16 protein-coding genes and 1 pseudogene are annotated in these 12,971 nt (G+C 66.2%); 11 read left to right on the top strand and 6 right to left on the bottom strand.

Going from position 1 to position 12,971, the window contains the following annotated elements:
• The first annotated feature begins 24 nt into the window (after positions 1-24).
• The gene (locus QXH22_RS05055; protein WP_306275045.1) at positions 25-618 is read left to right on the top strand and encodes a DUF732 domain-containing protein; all 594 of its coding nucleotides are present in this window, start codon (positions 25-27) and stop codon (positions 616-618) included.
• Here QXH22_RS05055 and QXH22_RS05060 read toward each other — a convergent pair whose 3' ends face one another.
• Both QXH22_RS05060 and arsA read right to left on the bottom strand, forming a co-directional pair.
• The gene (locus QXH22_RS05060) at positions 619-1,554 is read right to left on the bottom strand and encodes a TIGR03619 family F420-dependent LLM class oxidoreductase (RefSeq protein ID WP_306275046.1); all 936 of its coding nucleotides are present in this window, start codon (positions 1,552-1,554) and stop codon (positions 619-621) included. It lies immediately after the preceding gene.
• A gap of 41 nt (positions 1,555-1,595) precedes the next feature.
• Complete coding sequence (gene arsA / locus QXH22_RS05065; protein WP_306275047.1) at positions 1,596-3,407, bottom strand: arsenical pump-driving ATPase; 1,812 nt, start codon at positions 3,405-3,407, stop codon at positions 1,596-1,598.
• An 88-nt stretch (positions 3,408-3,495) separates the two neighbouring features.
• Between arsA and QXH22_RS05070 the strand changes: the two genes are divergently transcribed.
• A complete protein-coding gene (locus QXH22_RS05070; RefSeq protein ID WP_306275048.1) occupies positions 3,496-3,912 on the top strand; it encodes a heat-shock protein HtpX in 417 nt (138 codons plus the stop codon).
• A gap of 8 nt (positions 3,913-3,920) precedes the next feature.
• Here QXH22_RS05070 and QXH22_RS05075 read toward each other — a convergent pair whose 3' ends face one another.
• On the bottom strand, positions 3,921-4,280 hold the full coding sequence (locus QXH22_RS05075) for an Rv2640c family ArsR-like transcriptional regulator (RefSeq protein ID WP_306275049.1): 360 nt from the start codon (positions 4,278-4,280) through the stop codon (positions 3,921-3,923).
• Positions 4,281-4,382: 102 nt separating this feature from the next.
• On the opposite strand from QXH22_RS05075, the gene QXH22_RS05080 reads away from it, so the two are divergent.
• The 8 genes and pseudogenes from QXH22_RS05080 (at position 4,383) to QXH22_RS05115 (ending at position 10,319) form a co-directional block, all read left to right on the top strand.
• Positions 4,383-4,817, top strand: a complete 435-nt coding sequence (locus QXH22_RS05080) for an ArsI/CadI family heavy metal resistance metalloenzyme (RefSeq protein ID WP_306275050.1) — start codon at positions 4,383-4,385, stop codon at positions 4,815-4,817.
• Positions 4,814-5,764 carry a TauD/TfdA family dioxygenase gene (locus QXH22_RS05085; protein WP_306275051.1) on the top strand — a complete coding sequence of 317 codons (951 nt, stop codon included), beginning with the start codon at positions 4,814-4,816 and terminating at the stop codon, positions 5,762-5,764. Before QXH22_RS05080 ends, QXH22_RS05085 begins: the two co-directional genes overlap by 4 nt.
• Before the next feature lie 53 nt (positions 5,765-5,817).
• Positions 5,818-6,189 carry a metalloregulator ArsR/SmtB family transcription factor gene (locus QXH22_RS05090; RefSeq protein ID WP_306275052.1) on the top strand — a complete coding sequence of 124 codons (372 nt, stop codon included), beginning with the start codon at positions 5,818-5,820 and terminating at the stop codon, positions 6,187-6,189.
• A pseudogene (gene arsB, locus QXH22_RS05095) lies at positions 6,186-7,265 on the top strand (ACR3 family arsenite efflux transporter); the annotation flags it as partial. The gene QXH22_RS05090 and the pseudogene arsB, both read left to right, overlap by 4 nt.
• Positions 7,266-7,287: 22 nt before the next feature.
• Positions 7,288-8,049, top strand: coding sequence for an LLM class F420-dependent oxidoreductase (locus tag QXH22_RS05100; RefSeq protein ID WP_306275053.1), 762 nt, complete (start codon positions 7,288-7,290; stop codon positions 8,047-8,049).
• An 86-nt stretch (positions 8,050-8,135) separates the two neighbouring features.
• A complete protein-coding gene (locus QXH22_RS05105; protein WP_306275972.1) occupies positions 8,136-8,702 on the top strand; it encodes a hemerythrin domain-containing protein in 567 nt (188 codons plus the stop codon).
• A 7-nt stretch (positions 8,703-8,709) separates the two neighbouring features.
• Positions 8,710-8,844: a hypothetical protein gene (locus tag QXH22_RS05110; protein WP_306241716.1), complete on the top strand. Its 135-nt coding sequence runs from the start codon at positions 8,710-8,712 to the stop codon at positions 8,842-8,844.
• Positions 8,845-8,927: 83 nt separating this feature from the next.
• Positions 8,928-10,319 carry a YdiU family protein gene (locus QXH22_RS05115; RefSeq protein ID WP_371934208.1) on the top strand — a complete coding sequence of 464 codons (1,392 nt, stop codon included), beginning with the start codon at positions 8,928-8,930 and terminating at the stop codon, positions 10,317-10,319.
• On the opposite strand, the gene QXH22_RS05120 is transcribed toward QXH22_RS05115, so the two are convergent.
• On the bottom strand, positions 10,295-10,555 hold the full coding sequence (locus QXH22_RS05120) for a hypothetical protein (protein ID WP_306275055.1): 261 nt from the start codon (positions 10,553-10,555) through the stop codon (positions 10,295-10,297). The genes QXH22_RS05115 and QXH22_RS05120 overlap by 25 nt on opposite strands.
• Between QXH22_RS05120 and QXH22_RS05125 the strand changes: the two genes are divergently transcribed.
• Positions 10,554-11,003 carry a GAF domain-containing protein gene (locus QXH22_RS05125; protein WP_306275056.1) on the top strand — a complete coding sequence of 150 codons (450 nt, stop codon included), beginning with the start codon at positions 10,554-10,556 and terminating at the stop codon, positions 11,001-11,003. The two genes, QXH22_RS05120 and QXH22_RS05125, sit on opposite strands and share 2 nt — an antisense overlap.
• Here QXH22_RS05125 and QXH22_RS05130 read toward each other — a convergent pair.
• Entirely contained in the window at positions 11,000-11,929 is a 930-nt protein-coding gene (locus QXH22_RS05130) for a DUF808 domain-containing protein (RefSeq protein ID WP_306275057.1), read from the bottom strand. The two genes, QXH22_RS05125 and QXH22_RS05130, sit on opposite strands and share 4 nt — an antisense overlap.
• 61 nt (positions 11,930-11,990) lie before the next feature.
• Positions 11,991-12,965 (bottom strand): tocopherol cyclase family protein, encoded by a 975-nt coding sequence (locus tag QXH22_RS05135; RefSeq protein WP_306275058.1) that lies wholly within the window; start codon positions 12,963-12,965, stop codon positions 11,991-11,993.
• Positions 12,966-12,971: the final 6 nt, after the last annotated feature.

Raw genomic sequence — 12,971 nt, forward strand, 5'->3', positions numbered from 1 at the left:
GCCGCGCCGACTACCATGACCCCCATGGTCGACCGGGTCGGAGGCGCCGACTACAACGCTGGCGAAACGGCAGACTCGGCAAACCTGGCCTGGTCCAGCGGTAACGAACTCCCCGACATCCAGGACGCCCCGGCGGCCCCGGCCAGCCGGGCGAATCCCACCGCACCGCCCGACGACGTCGAGCAGTCCTGGACCACCGCGTGGACCCGGGCCGCCACCGTCCTGCTCATCTGCCTCGCCCTGGCCGTCGTGATCGTCGTCGCGGGTTGGCTGATGCACCAGAACAACACATCCGAGAAAGCTGCAGAGCCGGCGCGGACCACGACCGCGCCGGTGACCACCACCGCGCCGGCCACCACCGTCTCGTCCACCGCGGACCAGGACAGCCGGTACATCGCCTCGCTCAACGAGAAAGGCATCCAGTTCGCCAACCCGGAAGCCGCCGTCTTCAACGGCAAGACGGTGTGCCAGAACATCGGGCAGGGCATGACGGTGCAAGAAGTGGTCGCGCAGTTCCGGTCCAGCAGCCCGGACTTCGCTGTGCACGCCGAAGACTTCGTCGCCATCTCCGTCCGCGCCTACTGCCCCCAGTACAGCAAGCTGGTCGCCGCTATCTGATCAGCCGGTGATCGCGCGGAAGGCACTGACCAGCTCCGCCAATACCTCCCGGGCCTGATCCGGATCTGAGGGCAGGGACCCCGAGAACCGGATGTCGGTGGCGCCGTCGGCGAGAATGCGCGGAACCACCGCCACCGAAGCACGCACATCGATTCTTCGATCGGAACCCTTCACCAAGGCCGCCGAGCCCTGAACCTCGAGACCACTCGGATCGGTACCGGTGTCGGCGATCGCACGTTTCATTGCCGGCACGGCGCTGCCGAGGTCGGTGATCGCCGGTCCCCACGGAATCCAGCGCATGCCGAACCTGCTCAGCCGCCGCGCGACGGCGGGGTTGACGGTCCCGCTGACCCAGATCGGAACACCATTGGGCTGCAACGGCTTTGGCATCTGATGAATGCCGTCGAAGGACAGCTCCGGAGAGTCGTAGGTGGCACGCTGCTGCGTCCACAGCGCCTGGCACACCCCCAACGTGTGATCGAGCAGGCGGCCACGGCGCTCGAAGGGCAGTCCGGCGGCCTGGTACTCCTCCCGTTGCCAGCCGATTCCCACGCCGAGATCGATCCGCCCACCTGACAACACATCCATGGTGGCCAATTGTTTGGCCAGCACGGCCGGCCGTCTCAGCGCGGCCAGCAACACCGAGGTTCCCAGCCGGATACGGGTGGTGGTCGCGGCGATAGCCGTCAGCAGGATGAGCGGTTCCAGCCATTGGCCGTCGGGGCCGGTCGGCTGTCTACCACCGGTGGTGCCCCCTACCGCCGGATCGGCGTAGGCGTCCAGGTTCTCACCGAACACCACGTGGTCGGACACCACGACGCGGTCGACGCCGACGGCATCCATGGCGCCGGCCACCTTCAGCGTCGGCGTCCAGTCCACGTCCGGGCCGTCACCGAAGTTGCGCAGATAGAGCGTGAGTTTCGGATGACCCGTCATACGCCGATTCCCGTCACCCACCGAGTATCTCGGATGCGCCGTCAGCGGCCCGCAGTGCCCGCGTCAAGTGAACCGAGATCGGGCGCCGTCAAGCTCTCCAAGACGGTTATGCCGACAGGTTCGACGGCCAACAGCGGTATCACGGCGTAGCGGTCCGCGTACCTGTCTCGCACAGCGGCGATTTCGTCGATCTCGGCCGAGGCACGTTGTCGCAACAGCGCACTGGTGGGCGCGGCCGCCGCCAGAGAGCTGTTCACGACCCACGCCCATGGATGGATGCCGGCGCGCTCGAGATCGCTCTGCAGGGCGGCCGCTTCCAGTACCGGGGTGGTTTCGGCCAGCGTGATCAACAGGATCTTGGTCAATTCCGGATCTTGAAGGCGCATGAGTGGAGTGGTGTAGCGGCCACTGTCTCCCATCTGGCGCGCAATCTCGCGATGGTAGGAGCCGGTGGCATCGAGTAGCAGCAGAGTGTGTCCGGTGGGAGCCATGTCCAGAATGACGAACGTGCCGCGCGACTCGTGGATGACTCTCGAGAACGCCTGAAAGACGGCAACTTCCTCGGTACAGGGTGAGCGCAGGTCCTCAGCAAGGGTGGCGCGGCCGGCCGCATCGAGGTGGGCCCCCTTGCTAGCCATCGCACGCTCCCGGTACTGCCTGCCCGCCTCTCCCGGATCGATGCGCGAGACGCGCAAGTGCTCGAGGCTGCCTTGAAGAGTCTCTGCCAGGTGTGCGGCGGGATCGGTGGTGCTGAGGTGGACGTCATGGCCGCGGCTGGCCAGAGCCACCGCGATGGCGGCGGCGACAGTGGTCTTGCCGACGCCACCCTTCCCCATGCACATCACCAATCCCTTTCCACCGCGCTCGATCTCGTCAACAAGGTCACGCAGCGGCGCATCGGCGATCATCGGCAAAGTGGCGCGCGGCGAATGGGCGGCGCGCATGACAGGTGTGGTGTCGAACAGCCCGCGCAGCGCATCGAGGCCGACCATGTTGTCGGCTTTGAGGTCGATGCGGTCCTGCGGGAGTGCGCTCAGCGTCGTAGGCATGTCGGCCAGCGCGACGGCTTCGCGGCGGTGAACTGCCGTGGCGAGCGGATCGGTGTCATCGCCGGGTTCCGGCATCACCGCGTTGAGGACGACGTACTGACGGTCCATCCCGAGTGCAGCCAATTCGCGACTGGTGCGGTCGATCTCGCGCAGCGCTGAGCGCGATGGACGGGTGACCAGCACCAGGCGGGTGCGAGCCGGGTCTGCCAGCGCTGCGACCGCGGCGGCGTAGGTGCTCTTCTGCTTGTCCAGTCCGGCCAGCGGGCCCAAGCAGGACGTGTCACCCTTGCCGGTCTCCAGGAACTCCATCCAATTCCCGGGTAGCTGCAACAGGCGGATGGTGTGCCCAGTCGGGGCCGTATCGAAGAGGACATGGTCAAAGTCGGCCACGGCGCCATCGGCGTCTGTGAGCAGCGCGGTGAACTCATCGAAGGAAGCCACTTCAGTGGTGCAAGAGCCGGACAGTTGCTCCATCGCCGAAGCGATCTCCGCATCGGGCAGTTGTCCTCGCATGGGCCCAACGACGCGCTCCCGGTAGTCGGCGGCGGCGGCCTCCGGATCAATTTCCAGGGCGGCCAGCCCGGTCACGGCCGGGATCGCGGTAATGGTGTTGCCGATCGTCACGCCGAAGACCTGTCCGACGTTGGAGGCCGGGTCGGTTGACACCAGCAGCACACGCTTGCCGGTGCAGACGAGCGCCAGTGCCGCCGCGCATGCGATCGAAGTCTTGCCGACGCCGCCCTTGCCCGTGAAGAACAGAAACCGTGGCGCGTCGACGAGGAAATGCAGTTGAGCGGACGTCACAAAAGCGAACCTCCGAGCGGTTCTGGTGCGAAGACGCAGGCGTCGGTTTGACGGCTGATTTGATCACTATCAATATAGACACGTGTCGATGACCGACAAACCCTCAGTACTGTTCGTGTGCATCCACAATGCCGGACGCTCGCAGATGGCCGCCGGCTTCCTCGCGGCGCTGGCCGGCGACGCCATCGAAGTCCGCTCAGCGGGCAGTGCACCGGCCAATGCGGTCAATCCCGCCGCGGTGCGGGCGATGGCCGAGGTCGGCATCGACATCTCCACCGAGAACCCCAAGATCCTGACCGCCGACGCCGTGCAGGCCTCAGATGTGGTGATCACCATGGGCTGCGGAGATACCTGCCCGTTCTTCCCCGGCAAGAGCTACCGCGACTGGGTGCTCGAGGATCCGGCCGGCAAAGGCGTGGAAGCGGTGCGACCCATCCGCGACGCGATCCGGGCACGCGTCGAAGACCTCATCGAGGAGCTTCTGCCCGACCGGCCAGAAGGCTGAAAGCCTTTCTAGGAACAGCAGTTCGGGTCGAGCACTCCGACCAGTGCAGCGACCGCGGCCCGATGAGGGCGGTGGTACACATTCGTGCCGCGTCTGGTGGACTCGACCAGGCCGGCATTTCGCAGCTGGGTCAGATGATGACTGACCGTGGACTCGCCCACGCCGATCGCCGCCGCCAGTTCCCCGCTGTTGCATCCCTCCTCGGCGCCGCCGAACAGCAGCGACATGATCTTCACCCGCGCCGGATCGGCCAACGCCTTGAGCCGCAGCGCGATGTGCAGGGCGTCGTCGTCGCTCATCGCCCCTGCCGCCACCGGTGCACAACACACCGGCGCGGAGATGTCGATCACCGGTAACGCTTTGGGCATGGGTCCATCATGCCAGAAGGTTTGACATATATCGAAAAAGTGGCATGCTGGTCCTCGTCAGTTAGTTCGACATATGTCGTAAAGGTTGTCAGGAGGCATTCCATGTCCCGTATCCAATTGGCTCTCAACGTCGATGACATCGACGAGGCCATCGCGTTCTACTCCACGCTGTTCAACACCGCGCCGTCCAAGGTCAAGCCCGGCTATGCCAACTTCGCCATCGAGGAGCCGCCGGTGAAGTTGGTCCTGCTGGAGAACCCCGGGCAGGGCGGCACGCTCAACCACCTCGGGGTAGAGGTCGAATCCAGCGACCAGGTGCACGCCGAGATCGCCCGCCTGGCCGCGCAGGGCCTGCTGACCCAGGAGGAAATCGGCACCACCTGCTGCTTTGCCACTCAGGACAAGGTGTGGGTAACCGGCCCGGCCGGCCACCGCTGGGAGGTCTACACGAAGCTGGCCGATTCGGAGACCTTCTTCGCGCCCGAGCCGGACGGCGAAGAGGCCCGTTGCTGTGGCGCCGAGGCGGGGGCGCAGTGAGGTCGGCCGTCGGCGAACACGCACCCTCGGTGTGGACGCCCGACGATTTCCCTGACGAGGCGCTATGGTCATTCGACCTGTCCCCGGCCGAGCGGCAGGCACTGGTGAGTTACGGCCGCGGTGGTGAATTCACCGATCTCACAACCCAGTTTGGTACGTTCGCGCAGCGCTGGAGTGAACTGCTGACCCATGGTCCCGGTTTCGTGCGGCTGCGGCGGTTCCCCATCGACCTGCTGACCCAAGCCCAGACAGAGGTGGCCTACCTAGGTCTTGGCCGACTGCTGGGCGAGCCGGTCGGACAGGACCGGGACGCCAACGTCCTCACCCACATCCGGGATGAGCGCCTGCCCGCGGCCGCGGGCGTGCGCAAATACCGCACCAACCTGCGCCAGGACTTCCACAGCGACGGCTCCGACCTCGTCGGCCTGTTGTGCCTGCACCCGGCGCAGTCGGGTGGGGAATCGAGGATCGTCAGCGCACACGCCGTCTACAACGAAATGCTGCGTCGCGCACCACATCTGGTCGATGTGATGTATCAGTCGATGCCCTGGGACCGCAACGACGAGCAGGGCACGGGGGAGCCGCCGTTCTTCGAGCTGCCACCCATCACGGACCTCGGCGGCACGCCGCGGTTGTTCTTCATCGCCTGGTACATCCGCGATTCCCAACGCCACCCCGACGCTCCCCGCCTGTCCGATGATCAACTCGCCGCGCTGGACCTGGTCGAGGCCATCGCCAACGACCCGGCCTTCCACATCGAGATGCGCTTCGAACCCGGCGACGTTCAACTACTGAACAACGCCGTCGTTCTGCACTCGCGCGAGGCGTACACCGACACCGAGGACCCTTGGCGCCGAAGGCATCTGCTGCGGCTGTGGCTGAAGACCGCCTCGGCCACCACCCATCAACTGTTGCGCGGCGGAATTCCGCGACAGAACAACCATTGAGCCGTGCCGGGACGCGACTTGCCCCAGTATTCGATGCCTGTCAATATCGATCAGTGTCGAAACGCCGCACGCCCGTCACCGACGACTGCGAGGTCGCGCCGCTGTTCGCTCAGCCACTGTCGGCCGAGGCCGCGGCTGATATCGCCGTGAAACTCAAGGCTTTGGCCGACCCGGTCCGGCTGCAATTGTTCAGCGCCGTAGCAAGCCGCGCCGGCGGCGAGTCCTGCGTATGCGACATCTCCGCAGGCATCGCCGTCTCTCAGCCGACCATCTCGCACCACCTCAAGGTGCTGCGTGACGCCGGATTGCTGACGTCGGAGCGCCGCGGCTCGTGGGTGTACTACGCGGTCGTTCCCGAGGCAGTGCGCATCCTGTCGGCAGCCCTCGCGGTCCACAACGAGAGATATTCAGGAGCACCCGCGTGAGCGACGCAAGCGCATCAACGGAAACCCATGGACCGGTGGTGGCCAAACTCTCCACCCTCGATCGGTTCCTGCCGGTATGGATCGGTGTCGCCATGGCCGCGGGCCTGCTGCTCGGCAGGTGGATACCAGAGCTGAACACCACTTTGCAGAAGGTTCAAATCGACGGGATTTCGCTGCCGATCGCCCTGGGCCTGCTGATCATGATGTATCCGGTGCTGGCAAAAGTGCGCTACGACCGCCTCGACACGGTCACCGCCGACCGCAGGATGCTGGTCAGTTCCCTGCTGCTCAACTGGGTGCTCGGACCGGCGCTGATGTTCGCCCTCGCCTGGTTGTTGCTGCCCGATCTGCCCGAATATCGCACCGGCCTGATCATCGTCGGATTGGCCCGCTGCATCGCCATGGTCATCATCTGGAACGACCTGGCCTGCGGTGACCGCGAGGCGGCCGCGGTCCTGGTGGCGCTCAACTCGATCTTCCAGGTGCTCATGTTCGCTGTGCTCGGCTGGTTCTATCTGTCCGTGCTGCCCGGCTGGCTGGGTCTGTCCCAAACCACGATCTCCACCTCGCCGTGGCAGATCGCCAAATCCGTTCTCATCTTCCTCGGCATCCCGCTGCTGGCCGGTTACCTGTCCCGCCGGCTCGGTGAACGCGCCAGGGGCCGCGATTGGTACGAGACCCGCTTTCTGCCCCGCGTCGGGCCCTGGGCTCTCTACGGATTGCTGTTCACCATCGTGATTCTCTTTGCGCTACAGGGGAAACAGATCACCAGCCGCCCCGCGGATGTCGCCCGTATCGCGCTGCCGCTACTGGCCTATTTCGCCATCATGTGGGGCGGCGGCTACGCGTTGGGCGCCGCGCTGCGCCTGGGCTACGAACGCACCACCACGCTGGCCTTCACCGCCGCCGGCAACAACTTCGAATTGGCCATCGCCGTGGCGATAGCCACCTACGGCGCCACCTCGGGGCAAGCCCTTGCCGGCGTCGTCGGACCACTCATCGAGGTACCCGTCCTGGTCGCCCTCGTCTACGTGTCGCTGGCCCTGCGGCGACGGTTCCCGCCGCGGAGCGCAACCGCCGGGGTGCATGCTTGACACCGTGAAGGTCGGCGTCCAGATTCATCCGCAGAACACGACGATGGCCGCCCTGCGGGCGGCGTGGCAGACCGTCGACGAACTCGGGGTGGACAGTCTCTGGACGTGGGATCACTTCTTCCCGCCGCTCTATGGAGCCGCCGACGAAGCCCACTTCGAGGGCTGGCAGGTTCTGGGTGCGATGGCGGTCACCGCGTCGAACGTGTCCCAGATCGGGATGCTGGTCACCGGCTGCGGCTACCGCAATCCCGACCTGCTGGCCGACATGGCCCGCACCCTGGATCACCTCTCGGAGGGCCGCGCGGTGCTGGGGATCGGCTCGGGCTGGATGGACAAGGACGAGAAGGAATACGGCTACCCCGTGCGCACGCCCGCGCAACGGCTGGACCTGCTCGCCGAGTCGCTCCCCCGCATCCGCCGGCGTCTGGGCCTCTTACAGCCGGGGCCGATCGGCCCACTGCCGATATTGATCGGGGGAAACGGGGAACGCCGCACGCTTCGTCTGGTGGCCCAGCACGCGGACATGTGGAACGGCTACGGCGACGCCGCCACCATCCGGGCCAAGAATCAGGTCATCGATCGGTGGTGTGAAGAAATCGGGCGCGACCCGCGGGAGATCGAGCGCACTGTGTGGATCGAGCGCGCAGACCCCGAGGCTATGGCGGCGCTGGCCGAAGCCGGCGCCGAGCACCTGATCCTCGGCCTGCGCGCGCCGTATGACACGGACGAGGTGGAACGCCTGGTCGCCCACCGGCTGGCGTTTTAGCGCCCAGTTGCCCGGGTATGCGCCGACAAGCGGTGCACAGCCCCCCGCCCGCAGTTTCCGAGCCCCCGCACCGGAGGTTTTCTGGTATGTCCGAAATGATTGTTGAAACACCCGAAGAAGTGATCGCCTTCCTCAAGGCCCAGCACGACCTGATCGAGGACATGTTCGACCAGGTCCTGCTCGCTTCCGACCCGCAAGCCCGCGAGAAGCCGTTCATCGAGTTGCGACAGCTTCTCGCCGTGCATGAGACCGCGGAGGAGATGTTCGTCCACCCGCGCGCCCGGCGCGAAGTCGACTCCGGCGAAGCGATCGTCGACAGCCTGCTGGCCGAAGAGCACTCCGCCAAGGAACTGCTGTCGAAAATCGAAAGCCTTGACATCACCTCTGAAGAATTCATCGACGAGCTCACCACGCTGCGCGAGGCCGTGCTGGCTCACGCCGAACACGAGGAACTCGAAGAATTCGAGCAGTTGCAGGCTGACATCGGCCCGGAGGAACTCAAGCGGATGGGAACGGCGGTGAAACTCGCCGAGGCCATCGCGCCGACGCGGCCGCACGCCGGCGTGGAATCGGCCAAGTTGAATTTCGCCGTCGGCCCGTTCGCGTCGATGCTCGATCGCGCGCGCGACTTGATCAAACACGCCGTCAGCTAGGAGATACATGAGCCACCCCGAAACACCGGAAGACCCGGAAAGTCCCGACGAAAGCGGCGACGACAGCATCGTGTCACCGCCGGCCTACCCGGCGTACTCCACGCCTCCGCCGGAAGGTCTGGCCACCAACGAGGACGGGTGATTCTCCGTAGTGTGTGACAAGTGAGCGTTACTCCCGACACCACGATCGCCCTGCAGAATCGCTTCGCAAGCGAGTTGCCCGAGATGGCGGTCTCCTGGCAGGCCGACGTGCCGCCAGAGGCTCGGCTGCTGGTGCTCAACGACGCGTTGGCCGCCGACCTCGGTTTGGACGCCGACTGGCTGCGCAGTCCGGATGGACTGCGGTTCCTGACGGGGAACTTGGTCCCCGCGGGTGCTGCGCCGGTGGCCCAGGCCTACGCCGGGCATCAGTTCGGTGGCTACGTGCCCCGGCTGGGTGACGGGCGCGCCCTGCTGCTCGGTGAGCTCACCGACGCCGAAGGCCGACTGCGCGACATCCACCTGAAAGGCTCCGGGCGCACACCGTTCGCCCGCGGCGGCGACGGCTTGGCCGCCACCGGTCCGATGCTGCGCGAATATGTCGTCAGCGAGGCCATGCACGCACTCGGGATTCCGACGACGCGATCGCTGGCCGTGGTGGCCACCGGACGACCGGTGGCCCGCGAGATCATGCTGCCGGGCGCGCTGCTGGTCCGGGTGGCGAGCAGTCATCTCCGAGTTGGTAGCTTCCAATATGCCTCTGCCACAGGAGATCTCGATCTATTGCGCCGGCTCGCCGACCATGCTATTGCCCGCCATCATCCGGAGGCGGCGAGCGCCGAGAATCCCTACCTCGCGCTCTTCGAAGGGGTGGTCGCCGCTCAGGCGTCGCTGGTGGCGCGCTGGATGATGGTCGGTTTCATCCACGGGGTGATGAACACCGACAACATGACGATCTCCGGCGAGAGCATCGACTACGGGCCGTGCGCGTTCATGGAGGCCTACGACCCCGACACCGTCTTCAGCTCGATCGACGCATGGGGCCGCTATGCCTACGGCAATCAACCGACGATCGCCGCCTGGAACCTCGCACGCTTCGCCGAGACGCTGCTGCCGTTGTTCGGAGAGGACGTCAACGAGTCGATTGCCTTGATAGAGCATGCATTCGACGGTTTTCATGCTTACCACTCGGCGTGGCTTTCGGGCATGCACGCCAAGCTCGGGGTGCCCACCAACGTGGATGCCGTGCTGCCACTGCTCGACGAATTGCTTCCGATGCTGCAGGAGAGCCACGTCGACTTCACCTCGTTCTTCCGCCACCTGGCCCGCGCCGCCCGCGGCGACGACGAAGCTGCGCGGGGACAGTTCGTCGACCCCGCGCAGTTCGACAACTGGGTGCAACGCTGGCGGGCCCTGGCACCGGACGCCGACGCGATGGACCGGGTGAACCCGATCTACATCCCGCGCAACCACCTCGTCGAGGAGGCGCTGACAGCGGCGACCGACGGCGATCTGGCCCCGTTCGGCCGGCTCCTGGACGCGATCCGCGCGCCGTATACCGAGCGGCCCGGATTCGAACGGTACGCATCGCCCGCGCCGACGGATTTCGGCGTCTACCGAACCTTCTGCGGCACCTGAGCGGGGGCATTCTCCTTGGTGGAGGCCGTGATTCCGATCGCGATCATGATGTCGATGTAGGTGATGAACAGGCCCCACCAGTACGCCCACTTCATCTGCGGATCTGTTGGGGCGGAAAAGAAGATGATCAAGAAGATCGGGCCGACGATGCCGCACACAAACACCATCGCCTGGATGACGAGGTAGCGCTTGAAGGTGGACACCGCCAACAGCATATCCCGCACAATGAGCGACATGGCCGACGTCTACCGCGCTCCCCTGCGCTCCCGCGACGACAGCATCGATCCGCGAGCCACCATCGGGCGCGCCCGCCGGCTGGGCCGGTGCGGCTTCGGACAGCAGGTGCGCAACCCGGCCGAAGCGGAACGTCTGGCCGCTCGGGTCGACCGCTTCGCCGCCGCGGCCGACGGGTCATTCGTGTGGACCCGTGACCAGGATGGCCTGTTCTGGCTCGGTCGCCTCGACGGGCCGTACTTCCGCGACGATGACGACGACGCGGTGGCCGTCGATTTGGTGCATGTGCGGCCCTGCTCCTGGCTGGCTGAGCCGTTGCTGGAAGCCGAGGTGCCCGCCGCGGTGATCGCAACCTTCCGGCGTGGCGGACGCAACTTTCAACAGACCCATGATGGGTCGGTGAGCCAACAGACACAACGGATCTGGGATCGCCGGCGCCCGCAAGGCTAGGCCTTCGAGCGTGACCGCCGAATCCGCTGAAACACGTTCACGACGGCCAGGACGAGCGCTCCGACCACCGATCCGACCACCGCAGACATCGCGGTGTTGACCAACCAGCCCAGGACGGCACCCACTCCCTGCACCGCGTGATGGGCCCATTCCTCAGCGTGGTGCACCAGGCCGTAGGGCATGTGCCAGCCCAGGTGGTCGGCGCCCATCAGCAGGATGTGTCCGCCCACCCACAGCATCGCCACCGTCCCCACCACCGACAGCACCGCCAGCAGTTTGGGCATCCCGGTCACCAGGGCACGGCCCACCGCCCTGCCGACCCTCGACGAGGTCTTGGCGAGGTGCAGACCGACGTCGTCCATCTTCACGATGCCCCCGACGACGCCGTAGACCGCGACCGTGATCACCAGCGCAACGACGATCAGAATCACCAGTCGCGGCACGAACGCCAGGCTCGCGACCTCGTTGAGCGCGATCACCATGATCTCGGCGGAGAGGATGAAATCGGTGCGGATTGCGCCGGCCACCACATGACGCTCGTTCTCCGGCTGCTCGTCTTCGTCGTCGTGACCGCGCAGGCTGCTCCAAACCTTCTCGGCGCCTTCGTAACACAGGTACGTGGCGCCGAGCATCAGGATCGGGCTGAGTAGCCAGGGCGCGAACTGGCTGAGCAACATCGCACCGGGCAGGATGAACAGCAGCTTGTTGCGTAGTGATCCCAGCGCGATGCGCTTGATGATCGGCAGCTCACGCTCGGCGGAGATTCCGTCGACGAATTGCGGCGTCACCGCCGTGTCGTCGATGACCACTCCGGCGGCCTTCGCTGTCGCACGTCCCGCCGCGGGGCCCACGCCGTTGAGCGAGCCGGCGGTCAGCCGAGCGAGCGTCGCCACGTCGTCGAGAAGGCCGAACAGACCCGCGCTCATGGCGTCTGCCTCATGGCGTTGCAGCGTACCGGGCTGCGCGCCGATCGGCTCATCACTGCGCTCATGAGGGGGGCCGGCTGCCGACCTCGAGGCCGGCCAATGTCGAAGTGCCCTCGAAGATCACGCGACCCCATTCCCGCACCCGGCAGTGCAGCGTGCCGGCCAGATATTCGTAGTCGGTGTCGATGTTGCGGCGCTCGGCCGGCAAAGGCACGGGCAACACGTGCGGCCCGTCCGGTGTGCCATGGCCCTCGAGTTCGACGCGGTACCGCAGGGTGCGGGCGTCGATGTGCCACCGCCGCACGTCGCAGCTGGACGACACCAAGGCGGGCGGAGTGATGCGTAGGACCCGATCACCAAGTCGCACAACGACTCCTGTGACGTCCCGGTTGAGGGGACCGAGCTCGAGCAGACCGCCGGAGAACGCCACCGAGACGTCGTCGTCGCCGAAGTCGTGCGCCTGTCCCCACCACCACCGCAGCGGAAAGCCGGCTCCCCAATTTCGCTCGCAGTACAACGCGGCGTCGGTGAATTCCCAACGCTGGTCTTGGTGCGTCACGGTGCCGGAGGCTTTGCCACCCAGTCGGTACGGGTGCCAGTACTGGTTGAGGAACGGTACCGAGGAGAACACTCCTCCGCCGCCGAACGGCTTGGGCCACTGATAGGGATGGTGAAACTTCAGGTCGACCGCGGTGTCGCCGAGAATCATCCGCAGGCGTTCTGTGCTCGCGTCGATCACGTTCCCGTCCGACTCCGCCTGCACGCTGAACCGCGCTTGACTCGCCGTCACACCCTCGACCGCGGCAGAACGCACTACCCCGCCCGGGTGCAGCGCGATCGCAGCCGTCGACCAGTCGCCGTCGGACTGCCGGTTCGCGCTGCACAGAGCCACCACCACGCGCCCCTCGTCCCGGTCGGACAGCCGCCAGAACCAGCCCTCCATCTCGGTGCCGTGCGACGGGACCGGATCCCCGAACGGCACGTCGGCGCCCGTCCGTCGATACAGCGACACCAGGCGGGAAAGCAGACCACTCACTCCCCC

It is taken from the genome of Mycobacterium sp. TY814 (genome assembly GCF_030755175.1).
Classification (GTDB): domain Bacteria; phylum Actinomycetota; class Actinomycetes; order Mycobacteriales; family Mycobacteriaceae; genus Mycobacterium.